We start from the raw sequence: 24,435 nt of genomic DNA, 5'->3' as shown, positions 1-24,435 counted from the left end.
GGCCCCTGCTGCGGATTCCGCTCCCGGGTTGCGATGACATCACGAGCGCCGAGTGCCTCCATGTCCCTTGTGAGCGACAAACCATGACGGAGAGTCAGGGGCGGCTGGGGGCCGAGTTCGGGGTGATCCCCGATGGCCGGGAAGCCGGGGTGCCGGATTCTCGTGGGCATGACCTTCGAGCCGATCACCACCCGCAGTACGACCCCGGCCCTGGAGCGCGGGCGGCGCCGACGGCGAGCATGGGCGGTGCTGTCGTGCGCCGCCGCCACGGCCGTGCTCGTCGGCGCGGCAGCACCGGCGCCGACCGCACCCACCACGCCCGCCAAGCATCCGGTTGCCGCACACCCGCATGCCGGCGCCTCCTCGCTGCCCGAGCTGAACCCGCAGGCGCTCCAGCAGGCGATCTCCAGCGCACCGAGCCGAGTAACGGGTGTCCTGGCCCGGGTGAGCGGACCGGCCGGGCACTGGACAGGGACGTACGGGGTCGCCGACACCACGACGCGACAGCCGGTTCCGGTCGACGGCCGTTTCCGTCTGGGCAGCGTCACCAAGACCTTCATCGCCACGGTGATGCTGCAACTGGCCGCCGAACACCGCGTCGACCTCGACCAGCCCGTCCAGCACTACCTCCCCGACACGCTCCCCGCCGACTACCCGCCGACCCCGGTGCGCACCCTGCTGAACTTCACCAGCGGCCTGCCCGAGCTGACGGCCGACGACCTGCCTTCGACGCCCGAGGCCATCGTCCGGCACCGCTTCGACGATCACCCCCTGTCCGAGCTGGTCGCCAAGGCCGTCCGGCACGACCGGCCTTTCACCGAACCGGGCAGCATGCAGGTCTACGGAGCCACCGGCTACTACGTGGCCGCGATGCTCGTCGAAAAGCTCACCGGACACAGCTACGAGCAGGAGATCACCCGACGCATCCTGCACCCGCTGCACCTGCGGGACACCACCGCTCCCGAAACCGACCCGACGATCCCCGGCCCCCACGCCCATGGCTACCTCGCGGTCCCGCGGCCCGACGGAGGCAGCGAACTGGCCGACGTCACCGAGCAGAATCCGGGCGCCGGCGGCATGATCTCCACCACCGCCGGCCTCGACCGCTTCCTGACCGCCCTGTTCCGGGGCCGGCTCCTGCCACCGGCCCAGATGAAGGAACTGCTCACCGTCCCCGACAAGCCCTACCTGGGCGGCTCCGACAACGACCCGGGCCATGGCCGGGCCTACTACGGCGCGGGCCTGATGCGCGTCACACTGCCCGGCCACGACGGCCGACCGGGCGTGACCGTGTGGGGCAAGACGGGCAGCACCTACGGCTACACAGACGGCCTGTTCACCACCCCTGACCTCCGCCGCCGCCTGACGTACTGCTTCAACCCCGTCACCGGCGGAGGCAACGACATAGCCCTGGTCAACCGGATCATCACGGCCGCCTACACCCCCTGACCGCAGTGGCGGACCAAGTCGATGAGCCGATCAGCCCGGCTCGGCTTGCGCCCCACCCGCACCCGCACGGCATCGGCTCCGCCTCTGAGGACGCTCGTCAGGTCTCGGCATGACTGAAGTCACATGGCGCTGAGTGTCGGCGGCCGCCTTCTCACCGGACCGGCGTTCTTGACCGTCAGAGGCCGCTGCTCTGCTGCAGTTCCTGCTCGGTCCAGATCGTCTTGCCGGCGCGGGTGTAGCGCGTGCCCCAGTGGTGGGTCATCTGGGCGATGATGAACAGGCCCCGTCCTCCCTCCTCATCGCTCGCGGCGTGCCGCAGATTGGGCGAGGTGTGGCCGGTGTCGGAGACCTCGCAGATCAGGGTCCGATCACGGATCAGGCGTACCTGGATCGGACCGCCGACATAGCGAATGGCGTTGGTGACCAGTTCACTGACGATCAGCTCAGTGGTGAACGCCAGGTCGTCCAGCCCCCAGTCGCCGAGCTGCTTGCCGACGGCGGCGCGGATGGTGGCCACCGCCGCCGGGTCCGAGACGACCGCCCACTCGGCGAACCGGTTCCGGTCGAGCAGGCGAGTGCGGACCAGGAGCAGCGTCGCGTCCACGTCCACCGCCCCGGGCAGCAAGGTGGTCACCGCCCCGTCGCACAGCGCCTCCAAGGACGCTCGGCCGTCGGCCAGGACGCGGGACAGCTGCGCGAGCCCGGCGTCACGGTCGTCGGCCGCCTGGAGAAGGCCGGCCGTGAAGAGCGCGAGGAGACTGCCCGGCGCGAGGTCCAGTTCCATGCTCTGGTAGGGCAGGCCATCGATTCCCAGCGGCGGCCCGATGGGCAGCTCCGGACGGTCGACGACGCCCGTGTGCGCCTGGACGACCAGCAACACCAACTCCCCTGCCCGCGCGAGGCTGCACTTCCCCGAGACAGGGTCGTACACCGCGTACAGGCAGCTCACGCCCAGGGCCGCGTCGGCGTGCGGCCTCAGGTGGGCCGGGCCTCGGCCGGCCCCGTCCTCGTGCACGGTCTGCTCGACCAGGTCGGCCAGGCGGGACAGGAGCTCGTCCGGGCTCAGGTCCAGCCGGGCCAGCACGCGCACCCCCGTACGCAGACGTCCCATGGTGGCCGCGGCACGCATTCCGTGACCGAGCACGTCCCCGACGACGAGGCCGACGCGGGTTCCCGACAGGGGAATGACGTCGTACCAGTCGCCGCCCACCCCGGACCCGCTGTCGGCAGGCAGGTAGCGGCTCGCCGAGTCGACGGCCGCGTGCCGCGGCAGGCGGCGCGGAAGCAGGCTCCGCTGGAGCCTGAGGGCCACGCCGTGGCCACGGGTGACCACCGGCATCAGCAGGAGACCGATCAGCAGGGCGCCCAGGCCCAGGACGGTGACCCCGCCCGTCCTGCCGATCAGCGGCAGGTCGACCGCGGTCGTGCCGTACTCGGGGTTCGCGTAGACGGCGAAGGCGGCGTAGAGGAACAGCGAGGCCATCATCAGCCCGCCCAGCCCTGGCAGTACGCCCTTGAAAACCAGGTCCCTGGTACTGCGGGTGAGGACCTTGCGGTGGTACCAGAGGCAGGCGAAGCCGGTCACTCCGTACTGGAACGCGATCGCGAGACCGACCGAGTCGATCGAGTCGGCCAGGATGTTGTGGCTGTACGACGCCAGCAGGACGAACAAGGCGATCGAGGCCGCTCCCATGCCGACCGTGCCCCAGGTCGGGGTAAGAAACCTGCGGTGAACCCGGGCCAACCGGGAGGGGAGCGCCTTGTGGACCGCCATGGAGAAGACGGTCCTGGCCAGAGGCAGGATGGTGGTCTCGGCGGAGGCCAGCGCGGAGCTCAGCACCATCAGGATCAGCAGTCTCGACAGGAACAGCCCGGTGTTCCCACTCCCGAACACGGCCTCGCCCAGTCCGGAGAACACATCGTCCGCGTTGCTGGTGTTGCCGAGTCCGATACCCGAGGTGCCGACTCCCGCGAACGCCTGCGCCGAGGTGGACACCAGGCCGTACATGACCAGGAGCAGCAGGGTGGAAGTGACCGCGGCGCGCCCGGGGATGCGCGTGCTGTCGATGGTTTCCTCATTGACCGAGAACGCGGTGTCCCAGCCCCAGTAGATGAAGACCCCCGCGAGGATGCCCGAGGTCAGGGCCCTCGCCGAGGGCACCTCGAACGGGTTGAACCAGGAGGCGGACACACGGATCGCCGTCGAGGGCGGGTCGGTGTAGACCCTGACCAGCGCCGCAACGGCAAAAAGGAGCAGCATCACCACTTCCAGGCACAGCAGCCAGCGCTGCACAGTCGCCGAGAACTCGATGCCGACGTAGCAGATCGCGGTCAGCACGGCGATCCAGACGATGCCCGCCACGGTGGTCCACAGCCGGTTCTCCGCGAGTCCGTCCAGGCCCACCAGCTGGAAGCCGTAGGCAGCGGCGATCGCGGCGAGGTTCGCCATGACGACGGTGTCGGCGACGATGAGGCCCCAGCCGCCCATCCAGCCCACGCGCGGTCCGAAGGCGCGGGTGGCCCACGTGAAGGTGGTCCCGCAGTCGGCGTTGCTCGCGTTGAGCTCCCGGAAGGCGTACGCGACCAGCAGCATCGGGATGAACGCCAGCATCGTGACGATCGGGGCCTGCAGTCCGACCCCGGCCACGATGACGCCCAGCGTGGCGGTCAGGCTGTACGCCGGGCCGGTGGAGGCAAGGCCCATGGCCACCGAGGAGAACATCCCCAGGGCGTCGGTCTTGAGCCCCTTCCGGCCGGCCCTCGTCCCGGGAGCGGGGCGGTCGGCGGACTCGGCGCCGCCAAAGTGCCTCACACTTGATTGCAACGCCGGGCCTGTGCCTCCGCAACAGCGCAGGGGCGGCCGGAGCGCCGCCGGTCACACCACCGGACAGCGAACCGCCTCGGACCCGGCCGGGAAGGTGCTCTCCCGGGGAGGCCGAAGCGCCTCGATCACCGGTCCACCCGTACCCGCGGTAAGAGCCGATCGGCCCATTGCACCAAGGACCTGCGGCACCCCACCGGGGGCCGACCGCCCCTGTCGACACCCCGCCGCGCGCATCAAGCTGCCCGTAAGGGGGTGAGTGGAGGTGCGCCATGGGCAGGGAAGGCCGGCAGGGGGATGGATATCCACAGGTGAGAGTGTCCGTGGTCCGCCTCGCCGGCTGGACGATCGCCAGCCTGGCGGGCCAGATCGACATCTTCACCGTCCCGACACTGCGTACGGACCTGGCAGCGCTCGTGGCCGACCATGGTGGGCGTCCCCAGGTGATCATCGACCTCGGCGACGTCACCTTCTGCGACGCGCACGGACTGGGCGCGCTCATCGGCGCCCACCAGACGGCCATCCGACGCGGAGGCACGGTGCGCATGGTGGTTCCCAAGGGGCGCGTGCGCAGGCTTCTGCGCATCGCGAGGCCGACCCACGCCCTCGAGGTGCACGAGACGCTGAGCGACGCGGTCGCAGTCGGCCCGCTGTGACGAAGCCATGCACGCTCGCTGGACAATGCCTTCGAAAGAGACGGCCTCAGCGGGTGAACAGGTCCTCGTTCTTACGGACGAAATCGGCCACCCCTGACGCGGACCGCCCGGTGACCTTGCGGTCGTACCGATTCTCCGCATGCAGGCGGGCCATGGCGGAGATGTGCTGGAAGACATGGTCCGGCAGCCCCACGGACCTGAGGTCGTTGTCGATCCATTCCTGCAGTGGGACGTCCGTGTGGCTGACCGGCCGGCCCAAGGCTGAGGAAACCTCCGCGGCCACAACGGTGACTGGGCCGACGAGGTCCGCGAGGTGGCCGACGGCCGTCCGGCGAGCGTGGCCCTCGACCCGATCGGCGGGAAGACTGCGGGGAGCCTCGTGGAACTCCCGGCGCCCGGCGGGAAGCTGGTCAGTTACGGAATGATCGCCGAGGAGCCGATCTCGGTGCATGCATCGACGCGAAGCAGATCGCGCTGGCGCTCACGGAGCAGTTCGACGTGGCCGCCACATACGGCCTCAGCGAGCTGGCTACGGCCGTGGAGCACGCGGTACGGCCCGGCAAGGTCGGCACCGTCCTCGTCCGCCCCTGGTAGCGGCCGCTACCGCGCGTGGTGTCCAGCTGGGACAGCCGGCCGCCCACACCGGCGGCGCTGTCACCACTCGTCGTGGTCGCCGATCACCCGGAAGCTGCCCACGACGCCATCGTCACCGAATACGCCCCCGTGGTCGGTACGGGTCACGACGCCAAAGGTGTCGCCGTGGGGACCCACGGTGGTGACCGGAGCACCGTCGTCGCAGCTAAAGCCCCTGAAGACCTCGACGGTCTTGCGGCTGTCATTGAAAACACTGAAGCTGCTGGAGCCGGTCGCAGCGATGCAGCCCTCGGCGGAGGCGGAGTACGTCCGTTCGTTGAAGTAGATCTTTCCGTCTCCACCATGGCCGTGGTCGCGTCCCTCGCCGTCGCGGCCCTCGTTCTTCTCTCCGCCTGCGCCCCTGCCGCCCACGGAAGCCGCGGGAGGAGCATGAGGAACGGGAGGAGCGGCTCGTTGCACAGGCCGGGCCGCCTGGTGGACAGCAGGGGACGCCGGGGTGGATCCGACGGCCGAGGCGTAGGTGATGCTGGCGGCCACAAGGGCGGTCACGCCCACTCCCGTGCCGACCACAGCAAAGGTACGCGGAGACATGTCACTTCTCTCTGTCGCACGGACGTCGGCCGGGCGACCGATCCTGCGACGAACGTACCGACAGCCCCGATAACCGGCATTTCAGGCAGGTCCCTGGTGTGACGGCATGAGCCCAAACGGGTATCCCGACGATGTGCCGGCCCGTGTGCTCCACGAAGTGGTAGATGGGCTCGTAGACAGGGCAGTTGATCACCCGTCCCAGTCCCACCGCTTCCGGGCGAACTCCGCCAACGCCTCGGCGTACGCGGTGCCGGCCGGGTAGCCGGTGTCGCCACGCGTGACCGCGTCCGTGATGGCCCGGGCCACCGGTTCGGCCAGCAGTACGTCCATCTCGGCCACGAACAGCGGCAGCACGTCGCGGGGATACACGTGCCATTTCTCGCTCGTGCGCAGCCGGAGCTGGTCCAGCGGGACGGCAGGCAGACAATCACGGAGCTGGCCGAACGCGTACGGGTCAGCGTGTCCCGCTGTCAGAGCCGGCTGCGGGATCTCGAACGCTCTGGTGTGATCAGCGGCTACCACGCCACCCTCAACGGCGCCGCCGTCGGGCTGGGCTTCGAGGTGCTGGTCTTCGCCCACCTGCGCCACGGTGACCGCGAGCAGCTCGCGGCTTTCGACGAAGGGCTCGCGGCCATCCCCGAGGTGATCCAGGCGGAGCGACTGTTCGGCACCCCCGACTACCTGCTGCGTGTGGTGACCGAAGACCTCGATGCCTACCAGCGCCTCTTCGAGGACAAGCCGGCCACGCTGCCCAACGTCAACCAGCTGTCCTCGACGATCGTCATGAAGCGGGTGATCGCCACCCGCCCCATGCCCATCTGACAACGCCGACCGAGAGCCAACGGGTCGCCAGGTGAAGCACCGGCCGCAGCCAGCACAGCAGCCGCCGCCTCCTCGCTCGCCCCCGCCAGCGCCTCAATCACCCGATCGAGTACCTAGCTCACCTCAGTGCGCGTGACCGCTCGAAGCCGGCGTCGGACCCGCGTTCTTGACCGTCAGAGGCAGCAACTTCTTGCCGGTCGGGCCGATTTGTATGGCCGTGTCCATCTGCGGGCACACGCCGCAGTCGAAGCACGGAGTCCAGCGGCAGTCCTCGACCTCTGTTTCGTCGAGGGCGTCCTGCCAGTCCTCCCAGAGCCAGTCCTTGTCCAGGCCGGAGTCGAGGTGGTCCCAGGGGAGGACCTCCTCGTAGCCGCGCTCGCGGGTGGTGTACCAGTCGACGTCCACGCCGAACGGGGCCAGGGCCTTGTCGGCGCAGGCCATCCAGCGGTCGTAGGAGAAGTGCTCACGCCAGCCGTCGAAGCGGCCGCCGTCGTCGTAGACCGCGCGGATCACGGCGCCGATGCGGCGGTCGCCCCGGGAGAGGAGGCCCTCGACGATGCCCGGCTTGCCGTCGTGGTAGCGGAAGCCGATCGAGCGGCCGTACTTCTTGTCGCCCCGGATCTTGTCCCTCAGCTTCGCCAGGCGGGTGTCCGTCTCCTCCGCCGAGAGCTGCGGGGCCCACTGGAAGGGGGTGTGGGGCTTGGGGACGAAGCCGCCGATCGAGACCGTGCAGCGGATGTCGTTCGAGCCCGAGACCTCGCGGCCCTTCTGGATCACGTGGGTCGCCATGTCGGCGATCTGGAGGACGTCGTCGTCCGTTTCCGTGGGCAGGCCGCACATGAAGTACAGCTTCACCTGGCGCCAGCCGTTGCCGTAGGCCGTGGCGACCGTCCGGATGAGGTCCTCTTCCGAGACCATCTTGTTGATGACCTTGCGCATGCGCTCCGAGCCGCCCTCGGGGGCGAAGGTCAGGCCGGAGCGGCGGCCGTTGCGGGTCAGCTCGTTCGCCAGGTCGACGTTGAAGGCGTCCACCCGGGTGGAGGGGAGGGACAGGCCGATCTTGTCGTCCTCGTACCTGTCCGCCAGGCCCTTCGCGATGTCGCCGATCTCCGAATGGTCCGCGGAGGACAGGGAGAGGAGGCCCACCTCCTCGAAGCCCGTCGCCTTCAGGCCCTTGTCGACCATCTCACCGATGCCCGTGATCGAGCGCTCGCGCACCGGGCGGGTGATCATGCCCGCCTGGCAGAAGCGGCAGCCGCGGGTGCAGCCGCGGAAGATCTCCACCGACATGCGCTCGTGGACCGTCTCGGCCAGGGGGACGAGGGGCTGCTTGGGGTACGGCCACTCGTCCAGGTCCATGACCGTGTGCTTCGACACGCGCCAGGGGACGCCGCTCTTGTTCGGGACCACACGGGCGATACGGCCGTCCGGGAGGTACTCGACGTCGTAGAACGCCGGGATGTAGACCCCGCCGGTCGTCGCCAGGCGGAAGAGGACCTCCTCGCGGCCGCCCGGGCGGCCCTCGGCCTTCCACTCGCGGATGATCCTCGTCATGTCGAGGACGGCCTGCTCGCCGTCGCCGATGATCGCCGCGTCGATGAAGTCCGCGATCGGCTCGGGGTTGAAGGCCGCGTGGCCGCCGGCCAGCACGATCGGGTCGTCCAGCCCACGGTCCTTCGACTCCAGCGGGATGCCCGCCAGGTCCAGCGCCGTCAGCATGTTCGTGTAGCCCAGCTCCGTGGAGAAGGACAGGCCGAACACATCGAAGGCCTTCACCGGGCGGTGGCTGTCGACCGTGAACTGCGGGACGCCGTGCTCACGCATCAGCGCCTCCAGGTCCGGCCACACGCTGTAGGTGCGCTCGGCGAGGACGCCCTCCTGCTCGTTGAGGACCTCGTAGAGGATCATGACGCCCTGGTTGGGCAGGCCGACCTCGTACGCGTCCGGGTACATGAGCGCCCAGCGGACGTCGCAGCTGTCCCACTCCTTGACGGTGGAGTTCAGCTCGCCGCCCACGTACTGGATCGGCTTCTGCACATGCGGGAGAAGGGCTTCGAGCTGCGGGAACACCGACTCGACAGACATCGGGGGAACCTTCGTGAGCTGACAGGGGTGACCATCAAGCCTAACCCGGCCACGGGCTTCCCCTGAACGCTCAGAAGGACACCCGGGAGCCGATCTCCTGCCACAGGTCCGGCAGCTCCGCCTCCGCCTGTGCCGCGCGCGCCTCCTCCCGCCCGTACAGCAGCCCGTACGTGAACGCGCTCTCCCCCGCCGCGTGCGCCACCGAGGACAGCTCGCGCAGGGTCCGGCGGGCCATCACGCTGTCCTGGTGGTCGCCGAGGAGTGTCGTCATGGACTTCATGTCCCTGGTGAGGCTGCGGGCCGGTTTCCCGAGGGCGTCGGTGGCCGCCTCGGCCGCGTACCGGGTGCGCTTGGCCTTCTTGCGGGCCTCGTGCACGGCGACGTCGCGCTCCTCGCCGGGCGGCCGCTCGAGCGCCTGCCCGACCAGGGCGGACAGGGTCGCCAGGTCCTTGCGTACGGCCTTGTCGAGCACCTTCTCCGGCCGCTTGCCGCCCGCTTTCCGCAGCGGCGGGTCGGCGAGGAGCCTGTCCAGTGTGTCCAGCAGGGTCAGATAGCGGCGGGAGTCCAGGACGCCGGTCACATGGGAGCGTGCGCCGCCCTGCCCGGCCTCGGCCCAGGACGCGAGGCGTTCGCGGACCGGGCCGGTGATCAGGTCGGGCAGGAGGGCGTCGAGGGCTTCCGTGAGGCGTTCGGCCAGCACCTCCCGGTCGCGGCTGACCCCCAGCTCGCCGGCGAGCCACTTCAGCTCCACGCCGATCGGGTCGGTGACGGCTCGGTCGAGGACCGAGCGGAAGCTGCGCAGCGTGCTGCGGGCGCGGCGGGTGGCGACCCGCATGCGGTGCACCGAGTCGGGCACGTCACGGCGGACGGCGGGGTCCAGCTCGATCAGCACGTCCCGCTGGGTGCGGAGGTAGGCGAGGACATGGTCTCCGGCCGTCACCGGTGCCTGCCCGGCCCTGCTCGTCTTACGGCGCTTGCGGCCGGCTGTCTGCTCCAGGGCTCTGGCCAGCTTCGACGGCGACTTCGAGGGGCGTACGCCCGCCTTGCGCAGCCGTTTCTCCACCAGGTCCAGGAAGGCGGGGTCGCCGCCGTCGGCCAGTTCCACCTCGATCTCGGTCCACTGGGCGGCACCGCCCTCGCCGCCGAGCCGCTCGGCGGTCACGGCGTCCACGCTCGCCTCGGCCAGCAGCACGCCGTCGGCGTCGACCAGGTGGCGGACGTCGCGGGCGGAGCGGAGGCGGACCAGCGGGATCAGCTCGGCGTCCCGGACGCGGGAGCGGACGAGGGCTGCGATCTCCTCGGGGACGGTGTCGGAGAGCGGGGCGCGGATCTCGTCGCGGACCCCGGGGGCGACCGGGAACTTCAGGTGCCAGCCGGCGTCCGAGCCTCCGGTGCGGCGGCGCAGGGTGAGCGCGTCGGCGGCCAGGCGTTCGTCGGCGGTGTCGTAGTAGGTGGCGTCGAGCTCGACCACGCCCTTGTCGAGGACGGTCATCACCCCGCCGACGCCGGTCAGGTCGGGCAACCCGCTCTCGTCGGATTCGTACTTGCGCTCGATCTCGCGTTTCTCATCCGCCATGAACCGAATCTAGTGCGACGCGGACCGGTGCGGCAGGGGCCGCTCCGGGTGAATGGCGAGAAAAACCCCGCCAGCCCCCCGGTGAACGACCTCACCATCCTCCCGGTGCACACCGTCACGCCCCACCACGGCCGAACCGTCGGAGGCCTACGCCGACAGGGGTCTCTGCACCTTGATCGACTGCAGCAGTCCCACAGCCACCCACACCACGAACATCGACGAGCCGCCGTACGACACGAACGGCAGGGGCAGGCCGGTGACCGGCATGATCCCGAGGGTCATGCCGATGTTCTCGAAGGCCTGGAAGACGAACCAGGCGACGATCCCGGCGGCCACCATCGTGCCGTACAGCTCGGTCGAGTCGCGGGCGATACGGCAGGCCCGCCACAGGATGATCCCGATCAGGGCGATGATCAGGCCCGCACCGAGGAAGCCCAGCTCCTCCCCCGCGACGGTGAAGACGAAGTCCGTCTGCTGCTCCGGCACGAACTGGCCGGTGGTCTGCGAGCCGTGGAAGAGTCCCGCTCCGGTCAGGCCACCGGAGCCGATGGCGATGCGGGCCTGGTTGGTGTTGTAGCCGACGCCCGACGGGTCCAGGGCCGGGTTGGCGAAGGCCGCGAAGCGGTTGATCTGGTACTGGTCCAGGATGTGCAGCTGCCAGATGGCCACGCAGCCGAGCACGCCGGCGGTGAGCAGGCCGAAGATCCAGCGGTTGGAGGCGCCGGAGGCGAGCAGGATGCCCAGGATGATGGCCACCATGGCCAGGACCGTGCCGAGGTCGGGCATCATCAGCACGATCAGGATCGGCACGGCCGCGAGGCCGAGCGACTGCAGGACCGTGCGGTGGTCGGGGTACGGCTTGTCGCCGGCGTCGACCCGGGCCGCCAGTATCATCGCCATGCCCAGGATGATCGTGATCTTCACGAACTCGGCGGGCTGGATCGAGAAGCCGCCGCCGAAGACGATCCAGTTGCGGCTGCCGTTGATGGTGGCGCCGAGTGGGGTGAGCACCAGCAGCACCCCGAACAGCGAGAGGCCGTACAGGATCGGCACGGCGTTGCGCAGGGCGCGGTGGCCGAGCCAGATCGTGCCGATCATCAGGGCGAACCCGATGCCGAGGTTCATCAGGTGCCGTTCCAGGAAGTAGTACGGGTCTCCCTGGTTGATCTCCGTGCGGTTGCGGGTGGCCGAGAACACCAGCAGCGAGCCCAGCAGGGACAGCGCGAGCGCGGCCAGCAGTATCGGCCAGTCGAGCCGGCGGGTCAGCGAGTCGCGGGCGAAGATCCTGGTCCAGCCCGCCCGCGCCGGGCCGTACCCGGAGACGGAGAAGCTGTTGCCGGTCATGAGGGCATCCTCCGGCTCCCCCGCCCGGGGATCCTGCGTGGCCTCCTGCGGGTGGTGCGGTTACGCGTGGTGGGCGAGGGCGAGGTGGCGGGCTGCTGGTCGGTGCCGTTGCTCGGGTTGTTCTGCTGCGAGGCCTCGGCGTCCTTGCCCGGGTCGCCGGTGACCTTCGGGGCGGCGATCGTGCCGTCCGTGCCGACCTTCGGCAGGGCCTTCTGCGGCTCGGGCAGCAGCGCCTTCTTGGCGTCGATGGAGCCGTCGCCCTGGACGCCGTAGAGCGCGCTGTAGATGTTGCGCACGGCCTCACCGGAGGAACCGGAACCGGTACCGGCCTGGGAGATCGTCATGATCACCGAGTAGTCCTTGGAGTACGTGGCCAGCCAGCCGGTGGTCTGCTTGCCGTAGACCTCGGCGGTACCGGTCTTGCCGTGCAGCGCGATCTTGTCCTGCGGCCAGCCGTTGAACTTCCAGGCCGCCGTACCGCGCGTGATGACGCCCGCGAAGGCGTCGTCCATGCCCTTGAGGGTGGCCTGGCTGACCGGGAGCCTGCGCGCCACCTTGGGCTTGATCTCCTGGACGCTCTTGCCGTCGGGGCTGATGATCGCCTTGCCGATGGTCGGGACGTACTCGGTGCCGCCGTTGGCGACGGCGCCGTAGATCATCGCCTCCTGGATCGGCGTGACGAGCGTGTCGCCCTGGCCGATGGAGTAGTTGATCTCGTCACCCTCGCGCATCTTGTTGCCCTCGAGGCAGTTCTCGTAGGCGATCCTCTCGACGTAACTTCCGTCCTTCTTGCCGGACTTGCACCAGGCGTCCTTGTTGGCCTTCCAGTAGTCCAGCTTCCACTGGCGGTCGGGGACGCGGCCGGTGACCTCGTTGGGCAGGTCGATGCCGGTCTCCTTGCCGAGGCCGAACTGGTGCGCGGTCTTGAAGAACCAGTCCTTCGGCTGGCCCTTCTTGGGGTTGATGCCGCCGTCCTTCTTCCATTCGTTGTCGCCGAGGCCGTAGAAGACGGTGTCGCAGGAGACCTCCAGGGCGCGGCCCAGGGAGATGTCGCCGAAGTTCTCGCCCTCGAAGTTCTTGAAGACCTGGCCGCCGACCGAGTAGGAGCTGGTGCAGGGGTAGCCGCCGTCCCAGGCGTAGCCGGCCTGGACCGCCGCCGCCGTGGAGACCACCTTGAACGTCGAACCGGGGGCCGCCTGACCCTGTATGGCCCTGTTGAGCAGCGGGTAGTCGGAGTCCTTGCCCGTGAGGGCCTTGTAGTCCTTGGCGGAGATGCCGCCCACCCAGACGTTGGGGTCGTAGGTCGGGGCCGAGGCCATCGCGACGATCCGGCCGGTCTTGGCCTCCATCACCACGACGGCGCCGGAGTCGGCCTTGTAGTTCTCGTTGGTGATCTTGTCGAACTGCTGGCGGGCGGCCTTCATGGCCTTGTCCAGCTCGTACTCGGCGACGCGCTGCACCCGGGAGTCGATGCTCGTGACCAGGTTGGAACCCGACTCGGAGGGGGTCGACTTGGCCTTGCCGATGACCCGGCCGAGGTTGTCCACCTCGTAGCGGGTCACGCCGGCCTTGCCGCGCAGCTCCTTGTCGTACTCCCGCTCCAGGCCTGAGCGGCCGACCATGTCGGAGCGCAGATAGGGCGAGTCGGTGTCCTTGGCCTTCTGGATCTCGGCATCGGTGACGGGCGAGAGATAGCCGAGCACCTGCGCGGTGTTGGACTTGCCCGGACCCGCGTAGCGGCGCACGGCCTCGGGCTCGGCGCTGATGCCGGGGAAGTCCTCGGAGGCCTCGCGGATCGTCAGGGCCTGCTTGGGCGTGGCCTTGTCGGTGATCGGGATCGGCTGGTACGGCGAGCCGTTCCAGCACGGCTGGGGCGTTTTCGCGTCGCACAGCCGGACCTTCTGCATGACCTCGTCGGGCTTCATGCCGAGGACACCGGCCAGCTTGGTGAGGACGGCCCTGCCGTCGTCCTTCTGCTTGAGCAGGTCGGTGCGGGAGGCGGAGACGACCAGGCGGGTCTCGTTGTCGGCGAGGGGCACGCCCCTGGCGTCCAGGATGTCGCCGCGCACGGCGGGGTCGACGACCTGCTGGACGTGGTTGCCGGACGCCTCCTTCTGGTACTGCGCGCCCTCGCGGATCTGCAGGTACCACAGGCGGCCGCCGAGCGTGCCGAGGAGGGAGAGGACGAGGATCTGGATCACGACGAGACGGATCTGGACCCGTGGGGTCCGACCGGTCTCGGGGATGTTGGTCACTGCGGCTGCCTCCCCCTCTCAGAGCGCGAATGTGGACGCGGATGCGCGTACGAATGATGAACGACCAGCCTGTGAACCCGCGTTCCTCGAAAGCTGACCCGTTCGGGTGAACTCTGCGCCCGTCACAGCCGCTTGACCCCCTTGATCCGGCCGACCCGGGCCGAGCGGGTGCGGGCCTTGGCCTTCAGGGCGCCGAGACCGCCGCGCTGGCTGCCGATGCGCAGGCCGGTGCCGGAGGAGAGCCAGCCGGACGAGATGTCCGCGGCCTTGGCGGCGGGGCCGGTCTCGGTCAGCGGGTCGTTGTCGGAGCGGCGGGCCAGCCACATGACCGCGGGGACCACGAACGGGGCGAGCAGCAGGTCGTACAGGGCGGCGGAGATGAGCAGGCCGGACAGGCCGACATGGCGGGCGGCGGTGTCGCCGACCAGGGCGCCCACGCCCGCGTACAGCAGCGTGGAGCCGATGGCGGCGGCGACCACGACGGCCATCGGGCCGGTCGCCGACTTCAGCCGGCCGTTCTCCGGTTTGATCAGCCCGGCGAAGTAGCCGGTGACGCACAGCACGAGGGCGTAGCGGCCGGCCGCGTGGTCGGCGGGCGGGGCGAGGTCGGCGAGCAGGCCGGCGCCGAAGCCGACGAGGGCGCCGCCGACATGGCCGTACACCATGGCGAGGCCGAGGACGGTGAGCAGCAGCAGGTCGGGGACGGCGCCCGGCAGATGCAGGCGGGCGAGGACGCTCACCTGGATCACCAGGGCCACGACGACCAGCGCGCTGGAGAGCAGGATCCGGTTGAAGCGCATGGGGAAGTCAGCTCCTAGTGCTGCTGGCCGGTCGAGTCGGTCGCGTTGGCCGAGGGGGTCACCGTGACGGTGACGGTCGGCGTCGGGGTCGGCTTGGACTGGGCCGGGAGCACGGTGTCCCGCGGGTCCTTCCTCGGGGCCTCGACGACCACTCCGACGATGTCGAGCTTGGTGAAGCTGACGTACGGGGTGACGTAGAGGGTGCGGGTCAGGCCGCCGCCGGAGGGGTCGACCCGGGAGACCACGCCGACCGGGACGCCCGGCACGAACGGGCGGTCGTTCTGCGAGCCGAAGGTGACGAGCCGGTCGCCCTTGTGCACCTCCGCCTTGCCGTTGAGCAGTTCCACGCGCAGCGGGCGGTCGCCCTGGCCGGAGGCGAAGCCGAGTTCGTCGCTGCCCTCCATGCGGGTGCCGACGGTGAAGTCGGGGTCGTTGGCCAGCAGCACGGTGGAGGTGTCCGGGCCGACGGTGGTGACACGGCCGACCAGTCCGTCGCCGTTGAGCACGGTCATGTCGCGCTTGATGCCATCGCTGGCGCCGACGTCGATGGTGACGGTCCAGGAGAAGCCCTGCGCCGACCCTATGGCGACGACCTGGGCGCCCTTGATGCCGTACTGGCCCTCGCCGGCCAGCTTCAGCATCGTGTCGAGCTGCTTCAGCCGGCTGCGGTTGCGGTCGTCGCTGCCGAGCTTCGCCTTGAGGGCCGCGTTCTCCTTCTCCAGCGCGGCCAGCCGGCTGTGCCGGCTGCCGGAGTCACGGATCGCGGAAACGGCGTTGCCGACGGGATCGACCGCCGAGGACAGCCCGTTCTCGACGGGGCCGAACACCGCGGCCGCGGCCTGCCGGGCACCGTCGACCGGGGAGTTCCGGCCCCCGCGGATATCCACCGTGATCAGCGCGAACGCGATGGCGACCAACAGGACCAGGAGCAGCCGGCTCTCTTTCGTGTCCCTCACGTGCGGCGGCCGTGCCCTTCCTCAGTAGGAATTCGGTGGCCCCTGTCCGGCGCGGCAGGCGAACTCGGCGCGGTCCGCGACACGCACACCGAAGGGACCCATTTGTGGGAGCTTATGCCTCTATATCAACGATCCGCCGCACGAGAGGAGAACGTCCCGTACGACGGAATCGAAGAGTTACGTCATCTGCGCGGCGCCGCGTCGAGGACCTGCTGGAGCGCCTCGAACTCCTCGACGCACTTTCCTGAGCCGAGCGCGACGCTGTCCAGCGGGTCCTCGGCGATGTGGATCGGCATACCGGTCTCCCGGCGCAGCCGCTCGTCGAGGCCACGCAGCAGGGCTCCACCGCCGGTCAGAACGATTCCTCGGTCCATGATGTCGCCGGACAGCTCCGGCGGGCACTTGTCGAGGGTCGTCTTGACCGCGTCCACGATCGCGTTGACCGGCTCCTCGATCGCCTTGCGGACCTCGGCGGCCGAGATGACGACGGTCTTGGGCAGCCCGGACACCAGGTCCCGGCCGCGCACTTCGGTGTGCTCGTCGGCGTCGAGTTCGTACGCCGAACCGATCGTGATCTTGATCTGCTCGGCCGTGCGCTCACCCAGCAGAAGGCTGTACTCCTTCTTGATGTACTGGATGATCGCGTTGTCCAGTTCGTCGCCCGCGACGCGGATGGACTGGGCGGTGACGATGCCGCCGAGCGAGATGACCGCGACCTCCGTGGTGCCACCGCCGATGTCCACCACCATGTTGCCCGTGGCCTCGTGGACCGGCAGGCCGGAGCCGATGGCGGCGGCCATGGGCTCCTCGATGATGTGCACCTGGCGGGCGCCGGCCTGGGTGGACGCCTCGATCACGGCGCGGCGCTCGACGCCCGTGATGCCCGAGGGCACACAGACGACGACCCGCGGCCGGGCGAGATACCGCCGCTTGTGGATCTTCAGGATGAAGTAGCGGAGCATCCGCTCGGTGATCTCGAAGTCGGCGATCACGCCGTCCTTCAGCGGACGGACGGCCACGATGTTGCCCGGCGTCCGGCCGATCATCTTCTTCGCTTCGGCACCGACCGCGAGGATCCCACCCGTGTTGGTGTTGATCGCGACGACGGACGGCTCGTTGAGTACGATCCCGCGACCCCTGACGTACACCAGCGTGTTGGCGGTCCCGAGGTCGACAGCCATGTCACGGCCGATGAACGACATTGAGTTCCCCATCCGGATTCATCGGGCCTTCCTGCGCTTTTGAGGGCATATCAGGTCGGCGAGGCGGGTGCTGTGACGTGAAGGCTTCCATCGTAAACGCGCCTGCACGGCCACAGCGCGAGGGTCTCCGCCATTGTCACCAGATGGCGGGCCGCCTCGCCCGTGGAGACGGTCCATCGGAGGCACGCGTTCCCCCGATCGGCAAGGCATATGCCAGGGGACGGCCGGAAATGTACGGCCGTCCCTGGTCAGGCGCCGCCGAACACAGCTGACGGCCCCTCAGAAAAATTGGCGAAACCTCCGCGCGCTGTTCAGCCGCGGCCGGGGAAGCAGGTCACGCCTGGCCCGGGAAGAAGATCTTCACCTCGCGCTCGGCGGACTCCTCCGAGTCGGAGGCGTGGATCAGGTTCTCCCGGACGATCACGCCGTAGTCGCCGCGGATGGAACCGGGCGCGGCGGCGATCGGGTCGGTCGGGCCGGCCAGCGCGCGCACGCCCTCGATGACCCGCTCGCCCTCCACGATCAGCGCGACGACGGGACCGGAGGACATGAACTCCACCAGCGGCTCGTAGAACGGCTTGCCGACGTGCTCGCCGTAGTGCTGCTCCAGCGTGGCGCGGTCCAGGGTGCGCAGCTCCAGCGCGGTGATCTGCCAGCCGGCCTTGCGCTCGATACGGCCGATGATCTCGCCGGTCAGGCCTCGACGGACGGCGTCGGGCTTGAGCAGGACGAGGGTGCGCTGGGTCACGAGGTGCTCCTTACGACTGACGTGTGCGGTGGCACGAGATTACAAGAGGCGTGCTCAGCCCTCTGCGGCGAATCTGGCCTTCGCCTCGTCCACCTTCCGGCCGAAGTGCACCGACGCCCACCACAGGCCCGCGAAGACCGCGCCCATGAAGTACATGGTCGGGACGAAGACACCGGAGGCGATCAGCGCGATCTGCAGCACCCAGCCGAGGGCCACCCCGCCCGGACGGGTCACCACCGCGCACATCAGCACGCACAGCAGCATGGCGACACCGCTGACCAGCCACACCGTCGACACCGACAGGCTCGGGTCCTTCATCGCGACCAGTCCGGCGAAGCCGATGATGAAGAACTCGCCGATCAAGGTCGAGGAGCACAGCGTACGCATCGTAGGAGCCTCTAGCCCTTCCCCAGCAGCAGCCGGGCCTCGCCGACAGTGATGACAGAACCGGTGACCAGCACGCCACCGCCCGCGAACTCGCCCTCCTCCTCGGCCAGTGTGATCGCGGCCTCCAGGGCATCCGGCAGCCGCGGCTCGACCTGCACCCGCTCCTCGCCGAACACCTCGACGGCGATCGCGGCCAGCTCGTCCGCGTCCATGGCCCGGTGGCTGGAGTTCTGGGTGACGACGACCTCCGCGAAGATCGGCTCGAAGGCCTCCAGCAGCCCCCGCACGTTCTTGTCGCTGCTCGCGCCCACCACGCCGATCAGCCGGGTGAAGTCGAACGCCTCCCCCACCGCCTCCGCGGTGGCCACGGCGCCCGCCGGGTTGTGCGCGGCGTCCAGCACGACGGTCGGGGAGCGCCGTACGACCTCCAGCCGGCCCGGGGAGGACACGGCCGCGAAGGCCTTGCGGACGGTGTCGATGTCCAGCGGCTCCGCGCGCACGGCGCCGACGCCGAAGAACGCCTCCACGGCGGCGAGCGCGACGGCCGCGTTGTGCGCCTGGTAGGCGCCGTGCAGCGGGAGATACACCTCGGGGTACTCACCGCCGAGGCCGCGCAGGGTGAGCAGCTGCCCGCCGACGGCGACCTGCCGCGCCACGACCCCGAACTCCAGCCCCTCGCGGGCCACGGTCGCGTCGACCTCCACGGCCCTCTTCAGCAGCACCTGCGCCGCCTCGACCGGCTGCTGGGACAGGATCACGGTCGCGCCCTGCTTGATGACCCCGCCCTTCTCGCCCGCGATCTCCGCCGGCGTCTCGCCCAGCCGGTCGGTGTGGTCCAAGGCGATGGGCGTGATCACGGCGACGTCGGCGTCGATGACGTTCGTGGCGTCCCAGGAGCCGCCCATGCCGACCTCGACGACGGCGACGTCGATCGGGGCGTCCGCGAAGGCGGCGTACGCCATGCCCGTGAGCACCTCGAAGAAGGACAGCCGGTACTCCTGAGCGGCGTCGACCATCTCCACGTACGGCTTGATGTCCTGGTACGTCTCGATGAACCGCTCGGCGGAGATCGGGGCGCCGTCCAGGCTGATGCGCTCGGTGATCGACTGCACATGAGGGCTGGTGTAGCGGCCGGTGCGCAGCTCGAAGGCGCCGAGGAGGGCCTCGATCATGCGGGCGGTGGAGGTCTTGCCGTTGGTCCCCGTGATGTGGAGGGACGGGTACGAGCGCTGCGGCTCGCCCAGGACGTCCATCAGCGCGGCGATCCGGCTGACCGACGGCTCCAGCTTGGTCTCGCCCCAGCGGGTGGCCAGCTCCGCCTCGACCTCGCGCAGGGCCTTGTCGACCTCCGGGTCCTCGGGCCGCCCGGGTACGTCGGCGTGCGGCTGCCCGCCCTGGGTGCGCAGGGTACGGCTGCCGGCCTCGATCACCGCGAGGTCGGGGTCGCGGGTGGTTTCCGCCTCGATGAGTTCGTCGAAGCTGTCGAGGGGGTCGGGCTGGTCGTTTTCGTGCGGGAGGTCGCTCACGGTGCCAGTCTACGGAGCCGCACCGACATGGGTGGGCGAAGGCCCCCGAAGCTGTGCAGTTCCGGGGGCCTTCGGCACGCCGTTCACGCCGACGGCAGCCTCTCCAGCTGGGACTGGATCCGCGCGATGTCCTCCTCGGCCTTGGCCAGGCGGGTGCGGATCTTGTCCACCACGTTCTCCGGGGCCTTGGCCAGGAAGGCCTCGTTGCCGAGCTTGGCCTCCGCCTGCTGGCGCTCCTTCTCCGCCGCCGCCAGGTCCTTCGCGAGGCGCTTGCGCTCGGCCGCCACGTCGATCGTGCCGGAGAGGTCCAGCGCCACCTCGGCGCCCGCGACCGGGAGGGTGGCCGTCGCCGTGAAGGTCTCGCCCTCCGGCTGGAGACGCAGGAGCTGACGGATGGCGGCCTCGTGCGGGGCGAGGGCCGTACCGTCCAGGGTCAGGCGGGCCGGGACGCGCTGGCCGGGCTGGAGGCCCTGGTCGGCGCGGAAGCGGCGGACCTCGGTGATGACCGACTGGAGGGACTCGATCTCCCGCTCGGCGGCCTGGTCGCGGAAGCGGCTGTCCTTCGGCCAGTCGGCGATGACGAGCGACTCGCCGCCCGTCAGCGTCGTCCACAGGGTCTCCGTGACGAACGGGACGACCGGGTGGAGGAGCTTCAGCGTGACGTCCAGGACCTCGCCCAGGACGCGCTTGCTGACCTCGGCCGGCTCGCCGCCCGCCTGGAACGTCGTCTTGGACAGCTCGACGTACCAGTCGAAGACCTCGTCCCACGCGAAGTGGAACAGGGCGTCGGACAGCTTGGCGAACTGGAAGTCCTCGTAGTACGCGTCGACTTCGGCGACGACCGAGTTCAGGCGCGAGAGGATCCAGCGGTCCGTCGCCGACATCCGCGACGCGTCCGGCAGTTCGCCCTCCACCGTCGCGCCGTTCATCAGCGCGAAGCGGGTGGCGTTCCAGATCTTGTTGGCGAAGTTGCGGGAGCCCTGGACCCAGTCCTCGCCGATCGGGACGTCGACACCGGGGTTCGCGCCACGGGCCAGAGTGAACCTGAGCGCGTCGCTGCCGTACTTGTCCATCCAGTCCAGCGGGTTGACCGCGTTGCCGAAGGACTTCGACATCTTCTTGCCGAACTGGTCGCGGACCATGCCGTGCAGGGCGATGGTGTGGAACGGCGGGGTGCCGTCCATCGCGTACAGGCCGAACATCATCATCCGGGCGACCCAGAAGAAGAGGATGTCGTAGCCGGTGACCAGGACGGAGTTCGGGTAGAACTTCGCGAGCGACTCGGTCTGTTCGGGCCAGCCGAGGGTGGAGAACGGCCACAGGCCGGAGGAGAACCAGGTGTCGAGGACGTCGGTGTCCTGGTGCCAGCCCTCGCCGCTCGGGGGCTCCTCGTTCGGGCCGACGCAGACGACCTCACCCTCCGGGCCGTACCAGACGGGGATCCGGTGGCCCCACCACAGCTGGCGCGAGATGCACCAGTCGTGGAGGTTGTCGACCCAGTCGAAGTACCGCTTCTCCATCTCCTGCGGGTGGATCTTGACCTTGCCCTCGCGGACGGCGTCACCGGCGGCCTTCGCGAGCGGGCCGACCTTGACCCACCACTGCATCGACAGGCGCGGCTCGATGGTGGTCTTGCAGCGCGAGCAGTGGCCGACGGAGTGGACGTACGGCCGCTTCTCCGCGACGATCCGGCCCTCGGCGCGCAGCGCGGCGACGATCGCCGAGCGGGCCTCGAGCCGGTCCAGGCCCTGGAAGGGGCCGTGGGCCGTGATGACCGCGTGCTCGTCCATGATCGTGATGGACGGCAGGTCGTGGCGCTGGCCGATCTCGAAGTCGTTCGGGTCGTGCGCCGGGGTGACCTTGACGGCGCCGGTGCCGAACTCGGGGTCGACGTGCTCGTCAGCGACGACCGGGATGGAGCGGTCGGTCAGCGGGAGCCGGATGAGCTTGCCGACCAGGTGCTTGTAGCGCTCGTCCTCGGGGTGGACGGCGACGGCGGTGTCACCGAGCATCGTCTCGGCGCGGGTGGTGGCGACGACGATGGTGTCGTCCCCCTCGCCGTACTTCATGGAGACGAGCTCGCCGTCGTCGTCCTGGTACTCGACCTCGATGTCCGAGATGGCCGTCAGACAGCGCGGGCACCAGTTGATGATGCGCTCGGCGCGGTAGATCAGCTCGTCGTCGTAGAGGCGCTTGAAGATGGTCTGGACGGCCTGGGAGAGGCCCTCGTCCATGGTGAAGCGCTCACGGGACCAGGCGACGCCGTCGCCGAGGCGGCGCATCTGGCCGCTGATCTGGCCGCCGGACTCGGCCTTCCACTGCCAGACGCGCTCGACGAACGCCTCACGGCCGAGGTCGTGCCGGGACTTGCCCTCCTTGCCCAGCTCGCGTTCGACGACGTTCTGCGTGGCGATACCGGCGTGGTCCATGCCGGGCTGCCACAGCGTCTCGTAGCCCTGCATGCGCTTACGGCGGGTCAGGGCGTCGATGAGCGTGTGCTCGAAGGCGTGGCCCAGGTGCAGGCTGCCCGTGACGTTCGGCGGCGGGATGACGATCGTGTACGGCGGCTTGTCGCTCTTGGCGTCCGCCTCGAAGTAACCGCGCTCTACCCAGCGCTCGTACAGCGGGCCCTCTACATCGGCCGGCGCGTACTGGGTCGGCAGTTCGGAGTCGGGCGCGGGTGGCTGCTGCTGAGCGTTCTCGGTCACGGGGGTCAGTTTAGAGGTGTTACGGCGCGGTCCCGAAACGCGTTTGTTGTGTAACGGTGCGGCCCCCGGTGCCGTGCGCTTCCCGTGCCTGGTCCAGGATGTCAGGAACACATAAGCGTCCTAGGGGGAACCCAGAAATGAGCAACAACCAGCCGGGCCCGTACGGCCAGCCGCCCCAGCAGCCGGGTCCCTACGGCCAGCCGGGGCAGCCGGGTCCGTACGGCCAGCCGGGAGGCTACGGCCAGCCTGGCCCGTACGGCCAGCAGCCGCAGGCTCCGCAGCCCGGCTACGGCTACCCCCAGCAGGCCCCGCCGGCGGCCCCGCCGCAGCCGGGTTACGGCTACCCGCAGCAGGGCGTGCCGCAGCAGCCGAACCCGTACGGGCAGCAGCCGCCCACCCCTTACGGCCAGCAGCCCTACGGCATGCCGCAGGCTCCGCAGGCGGGCGGCGGCAAGAAGAAGACGGGCCTAATCATCGGCGCGGTGGCCGTGGTGGCGGCCGTGGCGGTGGGCGCGTACTTCGTGATCGGCGGGGGCGGCGGCGGTGGCGTGGCGGACGACGGGCCGCACAAGCTGGTCGCGCCGCAGTCGGTGATCAACGGGACCTACACGAAGTCCGCCGACTCGGGCTCCTCAAGCGACATGACCGCCTCCGACCGCTCGGACTTCGAGAAGTGGGGGGTGAAGAACCCGACGCAGGTCCAGGCCGGCTACGAGAGTGGCACTGGGCTGACCAAGAAGGGGCTCTCCTTCAAGGGCGTCTACGGGACCATCAGCGATCCCGAGGCGGTGGTCGACGCCATGTTCGCCAAGGCCAAGGCGGGGTCCGAGAAGGACCAGAGCGACTCCGACTTCAAGGGCAAGCTGATCGGCAGCCCCCAGACCGTCAACCCGTCGGGCTTCTCCAACGGCATCATGAAGTGCCAGATTGCCCAACTCGACACCACCGGCTCCGGCGAATCCGGGGTGCCCAAGACCTTGAAGATGCCGGTGTGCATCTGGGGTGACCACAGCACCGTCGCCCTGGTCACGGCGTACAGCGTCGCCTCCCTCGCCTCGGGCGACGGCGGCACGGTCGACAACACGGCGGAGATCGCGGCCAAGCTGCGCAACGACGTGCGCGTGAAGATGTGACCTGTCTCCACCCGTAGCCGCCCGGCCGACTCCGCCGGGCGGCTGTGGCTGGGTGACGCTTCTAGGCGCGCTCACAAGCCGTAAATGCGTCTGACGTCTTGACGCCCGCCTTGACAAGCCCATTAACGCACAGGGGATTGGGCCCGGGAATCCACGGGACCCGCCGGTTTTCACACGCCGCAGTTACCTTGGGTCCAACGTAGTAACCCACCTCGGCCAAGTACGCCCGACAGTCCGGAGAGTCGGCTGAAGCTGGCGTGGCCGCCATCATCGGGACAGCTCCCGCTACTGCAATTACCCCGATCCCCGCCAGAGCTACCTTGATCTTGCGCAAATTCACGTTGGACACTCCCGTTTCACTTCCGGCAACGACTCGAACAAGTGGCCGATATGGTCAAACTCATTCGATCACGGGAGGGAGTGCGTCGACCAAGACTTGACGTGAACCTGGCGTGATTTGAGCGTTCTGCGACGCCCCGAGAAGACACTGACGTCTCAGGCATGCAACTCGTTCCACGAGTACAGCCGTCCGACCACAGCCGCCTCGGGCACCACCAACAGAGCCGTCGACGAGACCGGTTGGGGGCCCTCGCGCGCCGGCCAACGTACGCCAAACAGGCCCGGCACCACGTCTTGTCGCGCCGATAGCGGTCGGGCAATACACCCAACCCAACCGCCAGGGGGCCACTCATCACCATGCGCCGAGGCGGCGCAATTGAACAGATCTTGGGCCTCGTCGCCGTCATGGTCCATCGCGCACCCTCACGCCCGTATCTGCACTG

General features: G+C 69.4%; 18 protein-coding genes and 1 pseudogene. 4 read left to right on the top strand and 15 right to left on the bottom strand.

The features are described from left to right. The first annotated feature begins 168 nt into the window (after nucleotides 1-168). Nucleotides 169-1,449, top strand: coding sequence for a serine hydrolase domain-containing protein (locus tag ACH47Z_RS09525; protein ID WP_399072294.1), 1,281 nt, complete (start codon nucleotides 169-171; stop codon nucleotides 1,447-1,449). 175 nt (nucleotides 1,450-1,624) lie between these two features. Here ACH47Z_RS09525 and ACH47Z_RS09520 read toward each other — a convergent pair whose 3' ends face one another. Continuing rightward, nucleotides 1,625-4,261: an amino acid permease gene (locus ACH47Z_RS09520; RefSeq protein WP_399072292.1), complete on the bottom strand. Its 2,637-nt coding sequence runs from the start codon at nucleotides 4,259-4,261 to the stop codon at nucleotides 1,625-1,627. Between the two features lie 320 nt (nucleotides 4,262-4,581). Between ACH47Z_RS09520 and ACH47Z_RS09515 the strand changes: the two genes are divergently transcribed. Then, nucleotides 4,582-4,926, top strand: a complete 345-nt coding sequence (locus tag ACH47Z_RS09515) for an STAS domain-containing protein (RefSeq protein ID WP_399072291.1) — start codon at nucleotides 4,582-4,584, stop codon at nucleotides 4,924-4,926. 46 nt (nucleotides 4,927-4,972) lie between these two features. Here the strand turns inward: ACH47Z_RS09515 and ACH47Z_RS09510 are convergent, their stop codons facing one another. The 3 genes and pseudogenes from ACH47Z_RS09510 to ACH47Z_RS09500 form a co-directional block, all read right to left on the bottom strand. After that, nucleotides 4,973-5,185 (bottom strand): hypothetical protein, encoded by a 213-nt coding sequence (locus tag ACH47Z_RS09510; RefSeq protein WP_399072289.1) that lies wholly within the window; start codon nucleotides 5,183-5,185, stop codon nucleotides 4,973-4,975. 395 nt (nucleotides 5,186-5,580) lie between these two features. Then, a complete protein-coding gene (locus ACH47Z_RS09505; RefSeq protein WP_399072287.1) occupies nucleotides 5,581-5,931 on the bottom strand; it encodes a hypothetical protein in 351 nt (116 codons plus the stop codon). 289 nt (nucleotides 5,932-6,220) lie between these two features. After that, a pseudogene (locus tag ACH47Z_RS09500) lies at nucleotides 6,221-6,585 on the bottom strand (pyridoxal phosphate-dependent aminotransferase); the annotation flags it as partial. Between ACH47Z_RS09500 and ACH47Z_RS09495 the strand changes: the two are divergent. Next, nucleotides 6,481-6,933, top strand: a complete 453-nt coding sequence (locus tag ACH47Z_RS09495) for an Lrp/AsnC family transcriptional regulator (RefSeq protein ID WP_399072285.1) — start codon at nucleotides 6,481-6,483, stop codon at nucleotides 6,931-6,933. The pseudogene ACH47Z_RS09500 and the gene ACH47Z_RS09495 overlap by 105 nt on opposite strands. 123 nt (nucleotides 6,934-7,056) lie before the next feature. Here the strand turns inward: ACH47Z_RS09495 and ACH47Z_RS09490 are convergent, their stop codons facing one another. The 11 genes from ACH47Z_RS09490 to ACH47Z_RS09440 form a co-directional block, all read right to left on the bottom strand. Further along, a complete protein-coding gene (locus ACH47Z_RS09490) occupies nucleotides 7,057-9,018 on the bottom strand; it encodes a TIGR03960 family B12-binding radical SAM protein (RefSeq protein WP_399072283.1) in 1,962 nt (653 codons plus the stop codon). A gap of 70 nt (nucleotides 9,019-9,088) precedes the next feature. Beyond that, nucleotides 9,089-10,594 (bottom strand): CHAD domain-containing protein, encoded by a 1,506-nt coding sequence (locus tag ACH47Z_RS09485; protein ID WP_399072281.1) that lies wholly within the window; start codon nucleotides 10,592-10,594, stop codon nucleotides 9,089-9,091. Between the two features lie 147 nt (nucleotides 10,595-10,741). After that, nucleotides 10,742-11,938, bottom strand: coding sequence for a rod shape-determining protein RodA (gene rodA, locus ACH47Z_RS09480; RefSeq protein ID WP_399072279.1), 1,197 nt, complete (start codon nucleotides 11,936-11,938; stop codon nucleotides 10,742-10,744). Beyond that, the gene (mrdA, locus tag ACH47Z_RS09475) at nucleotides 11,935-14,193 is read right to left on the bottom strand and encodes a penicillin-binding protein 2 (protein WP_399072277.1); all 2,259 of its coding nucleotides are present in this window, start codon (nucleotides 14,191-14,193) and stop codon (nucleotides 11,935-11,937) included. The genes rodA and mrdA overlap by 4 nt, the downstream gene beginning before the upstream one ends. A 122-nt stretch (nucleotides 14,194-14,315) precedes the next feature. Next, on the bottom strand, nucleotides 14,316-14,993 hold the full coding sequence (mreD, locus tag ACH47Z_RS09470; RefSeq protein ID WP_399072275.1) for a rod shape-determining protein MreD: 678 nt from the start codon (nucleotides 14,991-14,993) through the stop codon (nucleotides 14,316-14,318). A gap of 14 nt (nucleotides 14,994-15,007) precedes the next feature. Then, the gene (gene mreC / locus ACH47Z_RS09465) at nucleotides 15,008-15,949 is read right to left on the bottom strand and encodes a rod shape-determining protein MreC (RefSeq protein ID WP_399072273.1); all 942 of its coding nucleotides are present in this window, start codon (nucleotides 15,947-15,949) and stop codon (nucleotides 15,008-15,010) included. A gap of 182 nt (nucleotides 15,950-16,131) precedes the next feature. Continuing rightward, complete coding sequence (locus tag ACH47Z_RS09460) at nucleotides 16,132-17,151, bottom strand: rod shape-determining protein (protein ID WP_385847876.1); 1,020 nt, start codon at nucleotides 17,149-17,151, stop codon at nucleotides 16,132-16,134. 334 nt (nucleotides 17,152-17,485) lie between these two features. Next, entirely contained in the window at nucleotides 17,486-17,899 is a 414-nt protein-coding gene (ndk, locus tag ACH47Z_RS09455) for a nucleoside-diphosphate kinase (RefSeq protein WP_399072270.1), read from the bottom strand. A 54-nt stretch (nucleotides 17,900-17,953) separates the two neighbouring features. Further along, nucleotides 17,954-18,286, bottom strand: coding sequence for a DUF4233 domain-containing protein (locus tag ACH47Z_RS09450; protein ID WP_399072268.1), 333 nt, complete (start codon nucleotides 18,284-18,286; stop codon nucleotides 17,954-17,956). A gap of 11 nt (nucleotides 18,287-18,297) precedes the next feature. Further along, nucleotides 18,298-19,812 (bottom strand): bifunctional folylpolyglutamate synthase/dihydrofolate synthase, encoded by a 1,515-nt coding sequence (locus ACH47Z_RS09445; protein WP_399072266.1) that lies wholly within the window; start codon nucleotides 19,810-19,812, stop codon nucleotides 18,298-18,300. 83 nt (nucleotides 19,813-19,895) lie between these two features. Beyond that, nucleotides 19,896-22,520: a valine--tRNA ligase gene (locus ACH47Z_RS09440; protein WP_399072264.1), complete on the bottom strand. Its 2,625-nt coding sequence runs from the start codon at nucleotides 22,518-22,520 to the stop codon at nucleotides 19,896-19,898. Between the two features lie 137 nt (nucleotides 22,521-22,657). On the opposite strand from ACH47Z_RS09440, the gene ACH47Z_RS09435 reads away from it, so the two are divergent. Further along, nucleotides 22,658-23,653: a hypothetical protein gene (locus ACH47Z_RS09435; protein ID WP_399072261.1), complete on the top strand. Its 996-nt coding sequence runs from the start codon at nucleotides 22,658-22,660 to the stop codon at nucleotides 23,651-23,653. Nucleotides 23,654-24,435 lie beyond the last annotated feature (782 nt).

It is taken from the genome of Streptomyces sp. NPDC020192, assembly GCF_044388685.1.
In the GTDB taxonomy this organism is placed as follows: domain Bacteria; phylum Actinomycetota; class Actinomycetes; order Streptomycetales; family Streptomycetaceae; genus Streptomyces.
This window is presented reverse-complemented; position numbering and strand designations above follow the sequence as displayed.